Raw genomic sequence first — 17181 nt, forward strand, 5'->3', positions numbered from 1 at the left:
TTAGCTATCTTTGCCAACGGGTGATGAAGTGGACGTAGCGCCCCAGGCCTATGTAGGCGGGGTGGGTCGAATATTGCAGCTCCATCTCCAGCAGCTGGCTGAAATCTGAATTAGGGGGCTGGTGGGTCTTGAGGTAGTCGTGGATCACCCGCACGCCAGAGGCCGTTACCAGCTCCATCTGCCAATCACTCACCCAACCTCGCACATCGTCGATATACAGGGGGTAGCTTGGGGTCAGGCCCACCTTCTTCTTCACCTTGAAATCCGCCGCCACATAGTCGAAGTTACCCGAGATCAGGCTGTGAAAGCGCATCGCCTCCTTGTTGTAGAACATGAGGGAAAACAGCCCCCGGGGTTTTAACAACTGGGTCAGACCGGCCAGGGTCTGCTTGGCATCGCTGAGCCACTCGGCCACCGCATGGCAGAGGATGAGGTCGAACTGGCCAAGATCTTCCCGGCTCAGGGATTGAATCGGTGCGTGCAGCAGTGTGATGTCCAGCTTCTCACCGCTATTGCTTTCATACTCTGTAATTTGCGCCTGACCCAGGGCCAACATCTCGCTGGAGATATCGCACAGGGTGACGCTATGGCCAAGCTTCGCCAGCTTCTGGCTAAAGAAGCCGAAGCCGCCGCCGGCGTCCAGAATACGCAGTGGCCCCTCGGGCAGTTGTGTCATGGCCTGGGAGATATCCCGCCACAGCACGGCGGCGCGGACCTCGCCCTTAGGCGTGCCGTAGATGTTCTTGGCAAATTTACCGGCTAATGCATCGAAGTTTTTGTCTTGCACAGAGTGACGCCCATGGGAAAAGCTGACTGAAATTAGGAGGGCTATTTTGCCATAGGCGGGGGCGACGCGCATTAAACAGACTTAAGGTTTAGGTAAAAAGCGTGATTTTGGGGTATACTCGCGGGCTTGCAATTTTTAGGCTAAGTAAAGTGTGAAGGGTTTGGATAGCGTGAATAAAGAAATTTGTGTTGAACTTAAGGCGATGCCGTCGCTGTTATCGCTTTATCGCAAGATCTTTTTTGGCCGAAAGCCAGGCTGGGACGAGCAGCCTCTGCCCCATGTTAAGGTGACCTGTCCACAGGTGGCAGTGCGCGGCGATAAGGTCGCCCAATATGCCAAGGTGTGTGGCTTCGAGTTCGATGGTCAGCAGCTACCGTTGACCTATCTTTATGTCATGGTGTTTCGCCTGCATGCCAGCATCTTTACCTTAGATGCGATCACCTTCCCCTTGCTGGGCATGATCCACCTGAAGAACAGTATTACCCGTTACCGCACCACGAGTGTGGATGAGCGCTATGATCTTGAGTGTGAGCTGACCAGCAGTCAGATGACAGACTCAGGGTTGGAGTTTGAGCTGGTGTCTCGCGCCTTTGTCGGCGGCGAGCTGGTGTGGGAGTCGCTGTCGACCTATCTCTACCGTATCGAGGGTAGCGGCAAGCGCGCGCGTCCGCCTAAGGCGAGCCCAATGAGCTGGTCGAATCCGGTTAGCTGGGAACTGAGCGAAGATCTTGGTCGTCGCTATGCCAAGGCATCGGGCGACTATAACCTGATCCACCTGCATCCCGTGCTGTCTAAGCGTTTCGGTTTCGATCGCGTGCTGGCCCATGGCATGTGGTCTAAGGCACGAAGCGTGGCCCAGCTGATGCCTGAGATCGGCGATAAGCCTTGTACCGTAGAGGTGGCCTTCAAGTTGCCGCTACTCATGCCGGCCCAGGTGAGTTTCGATTTCGATACCGAGAGTGCCGAGGGGCTGATGTTCGAACTGCGCGACGTCAAGGGGCGCAGACCGCACCTGACGGGTCAGGTGAAGTTTCACGACTAAATCCCTGAAAGCTAAATCCTTGAAAGCTAAAACCTTAAAAGCTAATTCCTCAAAAGCTAGCTTAAATGGCTAGGTCTTAGTTTTTAGAGGGATAGAGAAAAGCCAGCAGATTGCTGGCTTTTTCGTTTCTGGTGAGAAAGGTAATGACTTCTTAGAGCCCTAAGGGACGCTGTGGCCGGTGGAGGCTTGCCAGATGCTAAACCACTCCTGCCTGTCGAGTTTTATCTCGCCGGCGGCGACGGCGGCACTGATCCGCTCAGGATTACCGCTACCTATGATAGGCCTTGGCTGGCTCGGCAGGGCCATCACCCAGGCGTAGATGATCTGGCTGATATCGTCCGTGCCATGGTCGGCGGCTATCTTGGTTAACGTCTGGCGAAGTCGCTTGGCCTGCTCGCTCTGGCTGCTGAAGATCTCGCCGCCACCTAGGCAGGACCAGGCCATGGGCGGGCAACGATACTGCTGCGCCTGATCCAGGCTGCCATCGCTCAGGGTATGCATGGCTAAGGGCGAGATCTCCAGCTGGTTGGTCACCAGGGGGCGATCCAGCCGGGACTGCAACAGGTCAAACTGGGCCGGGGTGAAGTTGGAGACGCCGAAGTGGCGCACCTTGCCGGTCTGATAGAGCTGCTCGAAGGCCTGGGCGACCTCGTCGGCATTCATCAGGGGATCTGGTCTGTGGATCAGCAGCAGGTCTATCTCATCAACCCGCAGCGCCTTAAGCGAGTTATCGACGCTGGTGAGAATGTGCTGATAGCCTGTGTCATAGTGGTTGACGTAGCGCTCAGGTGTCGAGGCGAAGGCAGGCTTGATGCCGCACTTGGTGACTATCTGCATCTGCTGTCTCAGCTCGGGCTTGAGGGCCAGTGCGCGGCCAAACAGTGCCTCGCAGCTGTACTCGCCATAGATGTCCGCATGATCCATACAGGTCACGCCCAGGCTGAGGTAGTGTTCGATCAACGCCAGGGTCTGCTGCGATGTCTGTTGCCAGCTATCCAGGCGCCAGAAGCCGGCGATAAAGGGGGAGAATGTAAAGCTTTGCTGACTCATGGGCTGCTCCGTTTGGATTAATTTTTTCCATTAATAATCATTTTATTGATTTAGATTCATAAATCCTTAATTAATACCTTCGCCGACAATGAATAGGTTTGTAATGATCACCATTTCCTCTATATTCGCACCAGCTCGCTTTTTTTCATGCTTATTCATTGTAGGAGCGCTATATGCTGACTGACATCGAAATTTCACGCCAAGCCAGCTTACAACCCATAGAAAGCATAGCTACTGCTTTCGGGATCTTGCCCCACGAATTAAGCCCTTACGGCAGAACCAAGGCCAAGGTCGATCTGGCTATCACCAACCGAATTAAAGATAACAAACATGGTAAGTTAGTGATAGTCACGGCGGTAACGCCGACTCCCTTCGGCGAAGGCAAGACAGTGACCAGTATCGGCCTGACCCAGGGCTTACAGGCGATCGGCAAGAAGAGCTGCGCCTGTATCCGTCAACCCAGCATGGGACCTGTGTTTGGCATCAAGGGTGGCGCCGCCGGTGGTGGCCTGGCCCAGGTGGTGCCCATGGAAGATCTCAACCTGCATCTGACCGGCGACATACACGCGGTGACCAGTGCCCATAACTTGGCGGCCGCGGCCATTGATGCCCGCCTCTATCATGAACAGCGTCTGGGCTGTGAGGCCTTTCGCGAACAATCTGGGCTAGCGCCCTTAGATATCGATCCCGAGAAGATCTTATGGCGCCGGGTAGTAGATCAGAATGAGCGCAGCCTGCGCACCATCACGGTCGGCCTTGGTGATGTTAACGGCCCTGTGCATCAGGGCGGTTTCGATATCAGCGCCGCCTCCGAGTTGATGGCGATTCTGGCACTGAGCCGGGATCTTAAGGACTTGCGTGCCCGTATCGGTCGTATTGTGCTGGCGCAGAACAAACAGGGCAACTACATCAGCGCCGAAGATCTAGGTGTGGCCGGCGCCATGACGGCCATCATGAGTCAGGCCATCTCGCCGACCTTGATGCAGACCCTAAGTGGTGCCCCTTGTCTGATCCATGCTGGCCCCTTCGCCAACATCGCCCATGGTAACTCGTCGATCATCGCCGACGATATCGCCCTCAGGCTGGCAGATATCGTGGTGACCGAGGGGGGCTTCGGCTCCGATATGGGCTTCGAGAAATTCTGTAATATCAAGACCCGTCAGTCGGGCAATGCGCCGGATGCGGCGGTATTGGTGGTGACGGTCAAGGCGCTCAAGTCTCATAATCCTGACGCAGGTAGCGAGATGGATAAGCTTGCAGCCGGCTATGCCAACCTCAGCTGGCACATCAGTAACGTGGCCAAGTATGGTTTGCCGCTGGTGGTGGCCATCAACCGCTTCGCCGAGGATACTCAGGAGGAGCTAGACTGGCTCAAGGCCCGCGTGCTGCAAGAGGGCGTGTTTGCCTGCGAAGTCTGCGAAGCCTTTACCCAGGGAGCCGAGGGGGCGGTGGCGCTGGCCAGGGCCGTGGTACGCGCTACCGAGCAGCCGAGCCAGTTTCGTTATCTCTATGAGACCAAGCAGTCTATCGAGGCCAAGCTGCTGACCATCGCCGAGGCAGGTTACGGCGCCAGCGGCATCAGTTTATCCGACACGGCCAAGGCTCAGCTGACTCAGCTGCAACGCCATGGGTTCGATAAGCTGGCGCTCTGTATCGCCAAGACGCCCATGTCGGTCAGCCATGATCCTAAGCTCAAGGGGGCGCCACAAGGGTTCGAGCTGCCCATCGCCGAGCTGAAACTCAATGCCGGTGCCGGCTTTATAACGGCGCTGGTGGGTAAGGTGATGACCATGCCAGGACTTGGGATACGTCCCGGTTACCTCAACATAGATATCGATGAGCGAGGCGAGATCACCGGTCTAGCCTAAGGTTGGCTGGTCTTTCTAGCTTAAAATAGATAAAAAAGCGCCTGCAGTTGCAGGCGCTTTTTTGTTGATGGCTGTGTTGTAAAGGGCTCTCTTGTTACAGCCCTTCTTGTTAAAGGCTGTCTTGTTAAGAGCTCTGTTTGATCCCTTACTTGCCAGTCTGGTAGATATGCACGTCGCGCTGCGGGAAAGGAATCGAGATATCTTCCTGGTCGAAGCGCATCTTCACCGCACGGGTGATGTCCCAATACACATCCCAGTAATCTTCCGGTTTCACCCAAGGACGCACCACGAAGTCCACCGAAGACTCGCCCAGCAGGTGTAGCTTCACCGTCGGCTCAGGCTGCTTGAGCACCTTAGGATGCTCGTCGACTATGCCGCGCAGCACCTGCTCGGCCTTCTCTATGTTGTCGCCGTAACCTATGCCGAAGGTCATGTCGACGCGGCGCTGATGTTCCACCGTGATGTTGTTGATGGTGTCGCCCCAGATCTTGTTGTTGGGAATGATCAGGCGCTGGTTGTCCAGGGTCTTGATGGTGGTGGAGACCAGGCTCATCTGGCTCACCTTACCCGTTACGCCCGCGGCGTTGATCAGGTCGCCCACGTCGTAGGGGCGATAGATGAGGATCATCATGCCCGAGGCGAAGTTAGACAGGGTATCTTGCAGGGCGAAACCTATGATCACACCCGCGACCCCGAAGCCGGCCAGTAGTGGCCCAAGTTCGAAGCCCAGCTGTGACAGGGCGATCATCAGACCCAGAGCAAACACTGTCTTACCCGAGAGGGAGACGAAGAAGTCTTGCAGCAACTTGCTGAATTTGAGCTTAGAGTTGCTCACCATCTTCTTGACGATGCGCTGCACCGCCTTGCCGGCCAGGTGGGCCAGGAAGAGGATCAGCAGGAAGACAAACAGCTTGAACAGCAGGCCAGGGCCGTTGTCCAGCGCTTGATTCTTGGCCTTGTTCCACCACTGATCCAGCAGGTTACTGGCCACATCGACGTTGAGCACGTCCTGGGTGATGTCCCCTGAGATGCTAAACAGCGTCTGCTTGAGGGCTGTGGTGTCCTGGCTCAGGGCATCCAGCAGTTCGATCGCTACCGACAGGCTGGCGCTGGTCAGGCTGAGTCGCTCGTTGAGGTTGGTGACCAAGGCGGTCTGCTCACTGGTGACATCCTTACCCGCCTTGGCCGCCTCATCCACCGCCAGCTTGAGTTTGTCCTGGGTGAAATGCACCAGGCTGTTGAGCATGTCTGAGCGTTTCAGCAGTTGAGTGGTCAGCTGGGTCTTGATGGCCTGGGTATCTTCGCCCAGGGCGTCTAGCCAGGTGAGGGTCTCATACTTGGCGCTGAGGATCTCGTCGCGCTGGCGATCCCGCATGGCGAGCTTATACATGACGCCCGTGTCATTATCGCTGCCAAGCTGTTGTTTAAATTGGTCGATATCGGCGGCGTAGTAGTCGGCCACCTTGTCGATGAAGGCCAGATGCTTCTGCAGCAGCGGCAGTAGGTTTGCCTTATCCAGTGGTTGCTGATTCATCAGCAGCTTGAACTTGTCATGAACCTGGTTGGCGTGCTCCTTGATACGGTACTCGATAAACTGCTTCATCTCGCCGTTGGCATTGCCTAGTTTAGCGATGTCTGAATCTATGGTCTGTTGCAGTTGAGTCAGTTCGGTCAGGGGCTGGGGGGGCTGGAGGGCTTCATCGGCGGTGGCGGGAAGATGGGCTAGGGCCATCATAGTCACCAGCGCCAGGGCTAAGTTGCGTAACATATTATCCGTCCTGTGTTAGCTAATGGCTGGAATCATAATCTGTTCCATCTGCGCTGTAAATTCGCAACGCGCGGCGGCGCAATCTGATAGACTAGCACTCTTTGCCGTTATTTGAGAGTTTGTTGTGCTGTGTCCTCACTGTAGCCACTCCTTTCGCGCCCAGCAGGTGTCTGCCCAGCGGGGTAAGGGGCTGGAAGCTCAGGTTCAATGTCCCCACTGCGAGGCCTGGCTGGGTCGAAGTGCCGCATTGATGCGATTGAAGATGTTGGGCTTCTATCTGGGGCTGGTGATGCTGGTCGTGGGCTATTTCCTACCCGAGTGGCGTAACTTGACCACGCCTGTGGCGATATTTGCCGTGATGATACTGCTGGTGAGCCATATGATGGACCACCTCAAGGTGACCCAAGCCCCGCCTAGGCAAGAGGTGGACGACAGCGAGCACAGACAGAAGTATCGTTGAGGGAGCTGTTGCCTGCTAAATGATGCTGCGCCAGAGCCAGGCCTGGCGCCTAGCTCATCTGAAATATGATATTTGTGCCTTGTTCTTAAAAAGCAGACTCAGGTCAAAGTCGTTATTCGACGACCTGAACCTGGGCTTCGAGCGCCGCTTCGACGTAATAGATCCCGCCGAGAATGGCGACAAAGAAGATGGCGGTCCAGAACAGCAGTTTGAAATTTTCGCGAAAAAATTCCTTCATAGAGAGCATTTCCTTTAAACCTTAAATAGTGAGAGTCGGTAGCTCAGAGCCGCCGCTCAATTTAGCTGTCATCTTAGTGTCACTAACTTAAGTCAGACTTAATTTTAGCCAATCTGGCCGTGATGTGGGCCACGCTTTGGGTCGGCGCATAAGTAAAATTTTCGAATAACTTTTGTTACATTCCAGCCTGAGCCACCGCCAATTCTGGCTTGACTTCATCACTCGTATCCCTAAACTTGGTCGGAATTTGAATGCGTCCAGTAGATCCCATGGCAATAAAGGTAAAAGGAAAAGTAAGAGGAGTGGCGATATGGCTTAGTGCTATATTGTTCTGCTTGTCTGTGCTTGCGCCTGCCCATAGCCTGGAACATCTGGACGAGGGCGCCACCACACACTGCACCCTGTGTATTCAAAAACTGCAGCTCAATAGCGTCTTGCCGGTCGGTGAGTTCAGCTTTAGCCTGCCCAGCCTCACGGTGGAAGTGCCGCTGCGCGAGCCCACGGTCCTTGCTGCCGTCCATGTCGACTACTTCCAGAGCCGCGCCCCGCCCGCACAATCGTAATACCTCAAAAACTCAAGATAATTAATACTCTGCGCCCCATTGGCGGCAGAGTCGTTTAGCTGTTTTTTGGAGACATTATGATAAATTTCAATGCGCGCCTGTCGGCGGTTGCTCTTGCCTGTGCCTGTTTACCAACCCTAAGTTTTGCGGCGGATCCTAGCCTGACTAACCCTGCCATCAGTGCGGTGCTCGATGGTTATTATCAAAACGCCGAGCGCCCAATGGCCGAGCGTGTCGAGGGCTTCGGTCTGGGTCACACAGAGCTGGCCCTGAGCGCCAACATAGACGATATGTTCTATGGCAAGTTGACCACAGTCATTGAGGTCGCTGATGGCGAGACCGAGGTGGGACTCGAAGAGGCCTTCATCCAGACGTTGTCGATGCCCTATGGCCTGTCGATGCGCGGCGGTCGTTTCCTGTCGGATGTGGGTTACCTTAACAATCAGCATGTGCATACCGATGCCTTCTCAGATCGTCCGGCGGCCTATCGTGCCTTCCTCGGTGGGCATTACTTCGATGACGGTGTGCGTCTGGACTATGTCGCGCCAACGGATCTCTACTGGAGCATGGGTGTCGAGGCCTTCAAGGGCGATAATATGCGCGCCGAAGATGAACACGGCGAGCGCGAATTTAAGAGCGTCGGCGTCTACACCGCCTACACTAAGTTGGGTGGCGATATTGGTGTCAGCAGCTCCTGGCAGCTGGGTCTGAGTTATTTGCGTAACGAAAACGGTCGCCTCAGCGCCCATGAGGAGCATGAAGAAGCCGTGGTGGCCGAGGATGGTCATGACCATAGTCATGGGGTCAGCTATACGGGTGAGAACACCTATATGGCGGACTTCGTCTACAAGTGGGCGCCCCAGGGCAACTACAAGTATCAGCACCTGACCCTGAGCGGCGAGTATTTCCGTGTGAGCGACTATGCACCGCTGGACGACCATGATCATGAGGCGGTGGACGATCATGATACCGCTAAGCCGGATGCCCATACGGGTTGGTATCTCAGCTCTGTTTATCAGCTCTCGCCAAGCTGGTCGGCAGGCCTGCGTTACGGTCAGGTCGATACGCACCTGATGCACGATGAGCATTTCGATGCCCAGAAACTGAAAGAGACTGAGGTGAGCCTGGCCTGGCATCACAGCCACTTCTCTACTGTGCGTCTGCAATATACCAATCAGCAAGGCACTAACTTTGACGGCATCACAGATGATAACGTCATTACACTTCAATATGTCATGACTCTGGGGGCTCACGGTGCGCATCAATTCTAACTACTTAAAGGCTGGCGTTGCGGCGCTGGCGCTGAGCTTTGCCTGTGGTGCACAGGCGAAATTGAATATCTTCGCCTGCGAGCCTGAATATGCCGCCTTGGCCAAGGAGCTAGCACCGGACGCTAAGATCTATGCCGCGACCACTGCGATGCAGGACCCGCATCAGGTGCAGGCTAGACCCAGCCTTATCGCTAAGATGCGCCAGGCAGATCTGGCGGTCTGCGCCGGCGCCGATCTCGAGGTGGGCTGGCTGCCCATGTTGCAGATGAAGTCGGCCAACGCTCAGGTGCGCTCGACCGACAAGGGGCTGTTCTATGCCGCCGAGCATACCCAGACCCTGGATAAGCTGGCCCAGGTGGATCGCAGCATGGGCGATGTCCACGCCCAGGGTAATCCGCACCTGCACTTCGACCCAGAGCGTCTGCTGGAGGTGGCTAAGGCGCTGTCGGCCAAGATGGTGTCGCTGGATCCGGATAATCGCGCGGCTTACGAGTCGGCTCTGGCCGATTTCAGCCAGCGCTGGCAGGCGGCGATTGGCCGTTGGCAATCACAGGCGGCGCCACTTCAGGGCAAGAAGGTGATCGCCTATCACACCAGCTTCCGCTACCTGTTTAACTGGTTAGGCATGGAGCAGGTGGGGGATCTCGAGCCTAAGCCTGGCCTGCCGCCAAGCACGGGTCATCTGGCCAGCCTGCAGGGGCGCGCCGGGCAGGGCGATGTGATGGCGATTATCGTCGCCTCCTATCAGGATGAGCGCGGGGCCAACTGGCTCGGTGAGCGTACCGGCCTGCCAGTGGTGAATCTGCCTATGTCGGTCGGCGGCAACGATGACGCCCAGGATCTTTTTGGCCTGTACGACAGCGTTCTCCACTTGTTGCTGAGCGTAAATCGCTAGCCTGGCTTAGATCCGGCGCCCTCATTGGGGGCGCCGTTGTTCGCTTTTTGGTACTCAACTATGTTTGATCTCGATCTCTTATCTATCCTGTTACCCGCCTTCGCCGCGGGTATTCTGGTGCTCTCAACCCATGTTTTGCTCGGGAGTCAGGTGCTTAAGCGGGGCATCATCTTCATCGACCTGGCGATCGCCCAGGTGGCGGCGCTGGGGGCGATTATTGCTCACACCAACCATGAGCTGGAGCACCTGCCCTATGCCACGGTCTGGATGCCGGCCCTGTTTGCCCTGCTAGGTGCCGGGTTTATCGCCTGGCTGGCCAAGCGGATGGCCGATGAGCTGGAGGCGATCATCGGCTGCTTCTATGTGTTGTCGGCGGTGGCGGCCATGCTCTTGCTGTCGAACGACCCCCACGGCGCCGAGATGCTTAAGCAGTTGATGTCTGGGCAGATCCTCTGGGTGAACTGGTCACAGTTGATCCTACCGGCCGTGGTGTCGGGCCTGGTGCTGGCGATCATCGCCCTGCGCCCCGCCATACTCAACGGTGCCGGTTTCTATCTGCTGTTTGCCTTAGTGATCACCCTGTCGGTGGAGCTGGTGGGCGTCTATCTGGTGTTCAGCTCGCTGATTTTACCGGCGCTGGCGGTCAACAAGCTGCGCGGCAAGGGTAAATGGCCGCTGGCCTATCTGGTGGGCCTGCTGGGCTATGGCATAGGTCTGTTGCTATCGGCCAGCTTCGACCTGCCTAGCGGCGCGGCGATTGTGGCTACTCTGGCGGTCAGCACGGTCGCGTTTCGTCTGCTACAGTCAAGACTACTCAGAGAAAGTTCGATTACAAAAGTCGAAGCTAACTAAAAAAGCCGATAAAAAACGACGCACTTGTGAGGTAAGCGGGCTGGGGGCAGTAGGCACTCACCCGCTTTTTTCTTAGCTGCATATGATTGCGGTGATGTTTTTCTACTGTTAATTCCATGACTTATATCGTTAACACTTGCCCTGTATCCTATCAGGCTGCTAGGGGGGGTAAGACGACAGGTGTAAGTCAAAAGGCCTGCTGCTATAATGTCGCCACTGAAATCACAGGAGTAAGTTGTGCTGTTAATCTTCAGATCTCTGATCTTAGCCATCATGTTGTTGTTGGCCTTTGTCTTCGGCGGCCTCTATTGTCTGCTGCGCCCCCGTCATAGAGACAATGTGCATCTGTTTGCTAAGATTTTTTCCTGGGCCGCGCCAGTATTGGGGGTCAAGGTGGTGGTGCGCAAGCCCAAGGTGGAGCGCAGCGAGCCCTGTATCTTCCTGGCCAACCATCAGAACAATTTTGACATGTTCACCCATACGGCCGCCGTGCCTAAGGGGACTGTTAGCCTGGGCAAGAAGAGCCTGGCCTGGATCCCTTTCTTCGGCCAGATCTACTGGCTGTCGGGTAACATACTGATCGACCGTAAAAACCGTAACCGCGCCTTTGAGACCATGGCGCAGACGGCGAAGAAGATCAAAGAGAAGTGTCTCTCTATCTGGATCTTCCCTGAGGGCACACGCTCACGGGGCAAGGGGCTGCTGCCCTTCAAGGCGGGCGCCTTTCATACCGCCATCGAGGCGGGTGTCGCTATGGTGCCTGTGCTGGCGTCGAATCAGGAACATATTAAGCTCAACCGTTGGAACAACGGCGTGGTGATCATCGAGATGATGGATCCCATAGAGACTAAAGGCCTGGCCAAGTCTCAGGTAAAAGAGCTTTCTACCCGGATTCATGCCATGATGGCGGAAAAACTGGCTCAGCTTAATCATGAAGCCAGTGCCCTGATGGCCAAGAAAGCAATTAATTAAGAACATTTTTATTCGGAGAGATCCATGTCTACAGAACGTCAGCTGCAGGAACAGAAACAGGAAAACCAGGAGATCGTGGATGCGATTCTTGCCGATGGTTCTGAGCCAGATGCCGAATACACCATAGAACATCACTTCTCGGCCTCTAACTTCGACCGTCTGGAGAAGGCGGCGGTGGAAGCCTTTAAGATGGGCTTCGAGGTGAACGATGCCGAAGAGATGGAGCTGGAAGACGGCTCAGTGCTCTTCTGTTTCGACGCCATCGCTTATCACAAACTCGACGTGGCCCTGCTGGACCAGGCCTGTGAAGATCTGATTCTGCTGGCGGCTAAGCTCAAGGTGGATTATGACGGTTGGGGCACCTATTTCATCGGCGACGAGATGGAAGATGACGACGAGGAGTATGAAGAGGAAGACTCTCGCTTCCATTAATCTTCGCTTCTCTCGCATCGAGTAAAAAGCCCATCATAGATGGGCTTTTTCGTATCTGTCACAGATTATATTTGACCTCATTCGGCTTCATCGGGATTGAAGATGACGCAACAGTTGCGCCCCTTCTGCTTGGCCTGATAGAGGGCGCTGTCGGCCTGCGCTAACCACTGAGCGCTATTGCTCAGATGTTCGTCTATGCCGCAGATGCCGATACTGACTGTGACCTTGAGGATGGCACTCTCGAACCTCAGCTCAGAGGCCTCGATCTTCTCCCGCAGGCGGTCGGCAAAATGCAGTGCGGCCTCGGCATTGGTGTTCGACAGCACCACGGAGAACTCCTCACCGCCGTAGCGACCGGCGCAATCTGTGTCACGCAGTGACTGACGCAGGATATGGGAGACATGCTGGATCACCCTGTCGCCGGCGATATGCCCATAGGTGTCGTTGATCCGTTTGAAATGGTCTATGTCGAACATCACCAGTGTGGTGGGCTCGCCGTAGCGGGCGTGGCGGTCGAACTCCTTCTGCATACACAGCTGCCAGTGACGGCGGTTATGCAGCTGGGTCAGGCCATCTGTCTGGCTCAGGTGCTCCAGGCGCTCGTTGGCGGCCTTGAGCTGTAACTTGTTGATCGCCACATCGGTGACGTCATAGATGATCATGCTGATATGTGTGATCTGGCCCGTGAGGGAGGAGAGGGGCAGCAGGGTCACATTCTGGTACATGAAGTCGGCGCGGCCCGTGATGGGGCGATAGTTGCCAAACTTAAACACATAGGGGCGTTGCTCCCAGCTGATGAAGGCGCGGTTCTTGAGCAGAAACACAGACTCCATCTTCTGCTTCAGCCAGTTGGCCGGCAGGTAGTCGAACTGATCGAATAGATTCTTGCCCTTGATGGAGTTGGGTGAGATGCCGCTATGGTTCTCCATGAAGCCGTTCCACAGCTGGATGTTGTAGTCGCGATCCAGTACGACCAGGCCCACCTCTATGGTCTGTACCATATCGATCAGCCAGTGGAGTTCATTCATCGCGCTTTGGTCATATGCCATATCTTGGTCCAACTTAATCCAGCAGGTAGCCCAGCTTATAGTTAAGCGTCGGCAAAGAGTCTTCGGTAAACAGCAGCAGGAGATCGCATTGAATATCATGGCCTTCGATGCGGTAGTTGATCTCCATCGCCAGAGTGCGGGACCATTTCTCCGAGTTGTCGTGGATCAGGTCATTCACAGTGCAGTGACGCCCCAACACCACGGGATGGCTCTGGCTGAATTTCATGTGCAGCTGCTCCGAGATACCACTAAGGAAGGCGCCGATAAGCACGTTGCCCGTGTCTATCATCACCTCTATCTCTGTGTTGGCATCCTCGGGATTTGCCAGTCCCATCAGTTTGGCCATGTCCTGAAAGGAGGAGTCGTGAAACAGCAAAAGCGCCTCGCCGGCCACGCCCGCGCCGATAAAGCCCTGGCACAGGGCCGATACCGTGCTGTAGCGCTCGGTAGCCTTGAGGGTCATGGTGAGTTCGCTGACTTCCAGCACGTTGACGTTAGGGATGGGCAGCAGTACGAAGACATCCAGCAGCTTGGCCAGCAGATCGGCGGCGCGGCCCATGGCCACGTTGGCGACCTCCTGACAGGCGTCGCGCAGATCCACTTCTATCATGGGGTTGTCGTTTTCTTGCTCCCCCAGAGCTATGGTGAGTATGCCGTATTCCTGGAGTATGTTGCTGATGGCATCGGCACTCACCGGCTTCTGAATAAAGTCCAGGGCGCCCAAAGCCTTCACCTTCTCGTGGGCCTTGATCTGAATGTCGCCGGAGACCACGATCACCAGGGCGGGTAGATCTTCCTTCTGAATCGTCTCCAGTACCTCGTAACCATCCATGACTGGCATGTTGAGATCGAGAAAGACCACTTCGCCCTTGCCGGCCCTGATCGCCTCGATACCTTCGGCACCATTATTGGCAAAGGTGATCTCGACATCCCACTCCTTGGGCAGGGTCCTGGCCATCTGCTTGCGAGCGAGTGCGGAGTCATCGCATATGAGTACGGGAATCGACATCTAGTTATAACATCCTAATCTGCCTTCATTATTAGAAGATAACACCAAATCACTTGCTTGGTGGCTAAAAGCTTCGTCCTGAGGCAGTTTTCATCGGTTTTGTCTGTGGTAACGACAGGCTTTAAGTGGACTTACAGTTGGTCTCTTTGCCGGGGTATCTACCCGAATCCCAGACATCCAGGTCGGGTCGCCGGGTGTGTCGGCGCAGGTAAATGACAAGCTTTGTCCAAAGGTTATTATCTATCAGCTTGATTAACAACCGTAAACGCTCTGTTGGCAATATTTTGACGCCAGTCAAAAAACGGACTTATGTTATATCTTTTAGGGATATTTGCCAAATGTGTTACATTCCTTCTGGACTGACCAGTAGCAGAGATTAACTGCAGCGATTGAGGAGTAAAGGAATGCAACATCCCCACGTCACCCTGACCATAGCCGAAGGCATCGCTTGGGTGGAACTGTCACGGCCGGAAAAGTACAACGCCCTCAACTATGCGCTGTTCGACTCTATCGTGAAGGTGCAGAAGGTTATCGCCAGGCGCAGAGACGTGCGGGCGGTGATCCTCAGTGGCAGTGGCGGCAACTTCTGCTCCGGCCTGGATGTGGCCAGCGTGATGAAGTCGCCCATGCAGGCGTTTAAGTTGCTGTTTAAATGGCTGCCGGGCAATGCCAACCTGGCGCAGCGAGTCTCCATCGGCTGGCGCCGCCTGCCCGTGCCTGTGATCTGTGTGCTCGAGGGGATCTGCTATGGCGGTGGCACTCAGATAGCCTTGGGGGCCGATATGCGTATCGCCGCGCCAGACTGCCGCCTCTCTATCATGGAGGCCAAGTGGGGCCTGGTACCCGACATGGCGGGCCTGGTCGGCCTGAGGGAGCTGGTAGGTATGGATATTGCCATGCAGCTCACCATGACCGCCGAGGTGATCGACGCCGAGCAGGCCAAGGCCTATGGCCTAGTGACCCAGGTGAGTGAGGCGCCGCGCGAGGCCGCCGAGGCGCTGGCCTTGAGGCTGGCGAACACCTCCCCCGATGCTAACGCCGCGATCAAGTTCAGCATCAACAAGAGTTGGCGCGCCGGTGAGCGCAGCCTGTTGGCGCGGGAATCCCTGAGCCAGGTACGCCTGTTACTGGGTAAGAACCGGGTGATTGCCGCCCTGCGTCAGACCAAAGATCCCGAGCGGCGCTACCAGGTGCGTCAGCCCTGGTGGCGCTAATTAGAACCCTTATCGGTAAGGTCGGCGACATAGAGATGTCGCCGCTAACCGAATGAGTGATAAGTAATTTTCAATGTGATCTGCTTCACACTCCGCTTCCCCAGGCGCGACTAAGCCCCTGAGGCCCGCTAGTATCCCGCTGCCAAATTTTTGATTAAGGAAAGCATGATAATGCGACAAGGGTTCGAACGATTTCTCTGGAGTAGCCGCCTCTCTGTGATGATTGGGGTGTTTGCCTGTGTGCTGGCGGCCTTTGTGGTGTTTGTCATGGGAATGAAGGATGTGGTCCACATGGTCGCCCTGCTGTGGGACTATGTGCTGACCGGCAGCTACGAGGTGCGTAACGATCTTGTGATGGTGGTGGTCGAGATCTTAGATACCTTCCTGCTGGGCTCTGTGTTGCTCATCTTCGCCTTCGGCCTGTATGAGCTGTTTATCAGTAACCTGCAAGCGGCGGAAGACAGTGTCGCCGGCGGTAAGATATTGGTGATCAGCAGCATAGACTCGCTCAAGAGTAAGCTGGGTAAAGTGATCCTTATGATGTTGATCATTAAGGTGTTCTCTTACTTTACCGAGATGAAGCCCACCTCAATGCTCGAGCTGCTCTACATGGGCGTCATCGTCGTGCTGATCGCCCTGGCCCTGATGTTGAGTAAAGACAAGAAGTAAAAGACAAGAAGTAAGGGGCTAGATACCCCTTTCTTTATGGATAGGCCCGCAGGATGCGCTGGGCGAAGCCCTGCACTAAGGTCAGCACATCCTGCCAGGCGCTGGGCTGATCCAGGTTTAACGCCAATTGCTGCTGCTCATACCGCAGCGGCTCCCCCATGGGAGAGAGGGCCTTGCGGGCCTTCTGGGTCGCCAGCGAGGCGGGCAGTCCGTCCGGCGATTGAATATCCAGCACCGGCAGCGCCAGCTTGGCCAGCTTGCCCGGCAGATCGCGATTCTCCTCATCCTGTTCAAGATAAGGGTTGATCACCACCAGTAGATCTGGGCTCGGCAGCGTTGCGGCCGTCAGCATCTCGATCACCAGGCCGGCGCTCTGGCCGGTAACGATCAGTATGCGTTTACCTGGATAACTCTTGCCGAGAGAGTCGAGCTGCCCCAGGGTCTGACTCATCACCGTCTTCTGTTGCTTCCTTAGTGCCGCCCACTCCTCCTGGCTGTATTTCGGCAGACTCTGATTACTCTTCTGGCTAAGCTGCTGCTCACCCGGCTTAGGGATCTCTCCTGCTTCGGTAATATGGTTAGGCTGCGCCGCGCCCTGAGGCGCGCCTATGCTGAGGGTCGCCCAGCCCTTGGGTGTCAGCTCTCGCCTGAGAAACGCCAGCAGTCCCTCTGGGTCGGCGTCCTCGCCTAAATCTCCTAATAAGACTGCCGCACCATATTGATTTCGCCCCTGCCAGGGACGCACCAATACAGCTTGCTCTGCGTCACCTACTGTTATTTTTTCCACCTCGGCAGGCGGCAGGTAATCATATTCTGGCGTGGTACTGCGTTGGGCCGAGGCCATAGCGGGAATTAGGGCCAGGCTCATCAGAGCGAGTAGGGCAAGGCTAAGCTGTGTGGAGCGTAGAGTCATCGGCATCTAAGTCATTGGGCGTTTACTTTGGCTATGGCGTCAGTATAAGCCTAAGTGCTTGCCATTGGCGATAAAATGCAGAAGAAGCAGGCACCGACTAGAGGTCGGTGCCAGTGGAAGAGGTGTAGC

18 protein-coding genes are annotated in these 17181 nt (G+C 55.7%); 11 read left to right on the forward strand and 7 right to left on the reverse strand.

Annotation, left to right across the window (positions count from 1 at the left end):
* Positions 1-4: 4 nt before the first annotated feature.
* The gene (locus tag K0H81_RS02285; protein WP_220059747.1) at positions 5-787 is read right to left on the reverse strand and encodes a methyltransferase; all 783 of its coding nucleotides are present in this window, start codon (positions 785-787) and stop codon (positions 5-7) included.
* Between the two features lie 202 nt (positions 788-989).
* On the opposite strand from K0H81_RS02285, the gene K0H81_RS02290 reads away from it, so the two are divergent.
* Positions 990-1829, forward strand: coding sequence for a MaoC/PaaZ C-terminal domain-containing protein (locus tag K0H81_RS02290; protein ID WP_144200149.1), 840 nt, complete (start codon positions 990-992; stop codon positions 1827-1829).
* A gap of 159 nt (positions 1830-1988) precedes the next feature.
* On the opposite strand, the gene K0H81_RS02295 is transcribed toward K0H81_RS02290, so the two are convergent.
* On the reverse strand, positions 1989-2879 hold the full coding sequence (locus tag K0H81_RS02295; protein WP_220059748.1) for an aldo/keto reductase: 891 nt from the start codon (positions 2877-2879) through the stop codon (positions 1989-1991).
* A 173-nt stretch (positions 2880-3052) separates the two neighbouring features.
* On the opposite strand from K0H81_RS02295, the gene K0H81_RS02300 reads away from it, so the two are divergent.
* Positions 3053-4747 (forward strand): formate--tetrahydrofolate ligase, encoded by a 1695-nt coding sequence (locus K0H81_RS02300; RefSeq protein WP_220059749.1) that lies wholly within the window; start codon positions 3053-3055, stop codon positions 4745-4747.
* 145 nt (positions 4748-4892) lie between these two features.
* Here K0H81_RS02300 and K0H81_RS02305 read toward each other — a convergent pair whose 3' ends face one another.
* Complete coding sequence (locus tag K0H81_RS02305) at positions 4893-6515, reverse strand: mechanosensitive ion channel family protein (protein ID WP_220059750.1); 1623 nt, start codon at positions 6513-6515, stop codon at positions 4893-4895.
* A 124-nt stretch (positions 6516-6639) separates the two neighbouring features.
* On the opposite strand from K0H81_RS02305, the gene K0H81_RS02310 reads away from it, so the two are divergent.
* Positions 6640-6975, forward strand: a complete 336-nt coding sequence (locus K0H81_RS02310; RefSeq protein WP_220059751.1) for a hypothetical protein — start codon at positions 6640-6642, stop codon at positions 6973-6975.
* A 112-nt stretch (positions 6976-7087) separates the two neighbouring features.
* Here K0H81_RS02310 and K0H81_RS20225 read toward each other — a convergent pair whose 3' ends face one another.
* Positions 7088-7213 (reverse strand): hypothetical protein, encoded by a 126-nt coding sequence (locus tag K0H81_RS20225; RefSeq protein ID WP_258406364.1) that lies wholly within the window; start codon positions 7211-7213, stop codon positions 7088-7090.
* Positions 7214-7515: 302 nt separating this feature from the next.
* On the opposite strand from K0H81_RS20225, the gene K0H81_RS02315 reads away from it, so the two are divergent.
* The 6 genes from K0H81_RS02315 to rraB all read left to right on the forward strand — a co-directional run bounded on the left by K0H81_RS02315 (position 7516) and on the right by rraB (position 12198).
* On the forward strand, positions 7516-7776 hold the full coding sequence (locus K0H81_RS02315) for a hypothetical protein (RefSeq protein ID WP_011864252.1): 261 nt from the start codon (positions 7516-7518) through the stop codon (positions 7774-7776).
* A gap of 77 nt (positions 7777-7853) precedes the next feature.
* Positions 7854-9047 (forward strand): hypothetical protein, encoded by a 1194-nt coding sequence (locus K0H81_RS02320; RefSeq protein WP_220059752.1) that lies wholly within the window; start codon positions 7854-7856, stop codon positions 9045-9047.
* Positions 9031-9942: a metal ABC transporter solute-binding protein, Zn/Mn family gene (locus K0H81_RS02325; RefSeq protein WP_220059753.1), complete on the forward strand. Its 912-nt coding sequence runs from the start codon at positions 9031-9033 to the stop codon at positions 9940-9942. The genes K0H81_RS02320 and K0H81_RS02325 overlap by 17 nt, the downstream gene beginning before the upstream one ends.
* Before the next feature lie 60 nt (positions 9943-10002).
* Positions 10003-10794: a metal ABC transporter permease gene (locus K0H81_RS02330; RefSeq protein ID WP_144199932.1), complete on the forward strand. Its 792-nt coding sequence runs from the start codon at positions 10003-10005 to the stop codon at positions 10792-10794.
* Positions 10795-11031: 237 nt separating this feature from the next.
* Positions 11032-11766, forward strand: coding sequence for a 1-acylglycerol-3-phosphate O-acyltransferase (locus K0H81_RS02335; RefSeq protein WP_144199931.1), 735 nt, complete (start codon positions 11032-11034; stop codon positions 11764-11766).
* 24 nt (positions 11767-11790) lie between these two features.
* Positions 11791-12198 (forward strand): ribonuclease E inhibitor RraB, encoded by a 408-nt coding sequence (rraB, locus tag K0H81_RS02340; RefSeq protein WP_220059754.1) that lies wholly within the window; start codon positions 11791-11793, stop codon positions 12196-12198.
* A gap of 77 nt (positions 12199-12275) precedes the next feature.
* Here rraB and K0H81_RS02345 read toward each other — a convergent pair whose 3' ends face one another.
* Positions 12276-13247: a GGDEF domain-containing protein gene (locus K0H81_RS02345; protein ID WP_144199927.1), complete on the reverse strand. Its 972-nt coding sequence runs from the start codon at positions 13245-13247 to the stop codon at positions 12276-12278.
* Positions 13248-13260: 13 nt separating this feature from the next.
* Entirely contained in the window at positions 13261-14256 is a 996-nt protein-coding gene (locus K0H81_RS02350; RefSeq protein WP_144199925.1) for a response regulator, read from the reverse strand.
* Positions 14257-14660: 404 nt separating this feature from the next.
* Between K0H81_RS02350 and K0H81_RS02355 the strand changes: the two genes are divergently transcribed.
* Positions 14661-15470: a crotonase/enoyl-CoA hydratase family protein gene (locus K0H81_RS02355; protein WP_220059755.1), complete on the forward strand. Its 810-nt coding sequence runs from the start codon at positions 14661-14663 to the stop codon at positions 15468-15470.
* A 171-nt stretch (positions 15471-15641) separates the two neighbouring features.
* A complete protein-coding gene (locus K0H81_RS02360) occupies positions 15642-16139 on the forward strand; it encodes a YqhA family protein (RefSeq protein WP_220059756.1) in 498 nt (165 codons plus the stop codon).
* Between the two features lie 34 nt (positions 16140-16173).
* On the opposite strand, the gene K0H81_RS02365 is transcribed toward K0H81_RS02360, so the two are convergent.
* On the reverse strand, positions 16174-17058 hold the full coding sequence (locus tag K0H81_RS02365; protein ID WP_220059757.1) for a DUF3530 family protein: 885 nt from the start codon (positions 17056-17058) through the stop codon (positions 16174-16176).
* Positions 17059-17181: the final 123 nt, after the last annotated feature.

The sequence above is a fragment of the Shewanella halotolerans genome (assembly GCF_019457535.1).
GTDB classification, from domain to species: domain Bacteria; phylum Pseudomonadota; class Gammaproteobacteria; order Enterobacterales; family Shewanellaceae; genus Shewanella; species Shewanella halotolerans.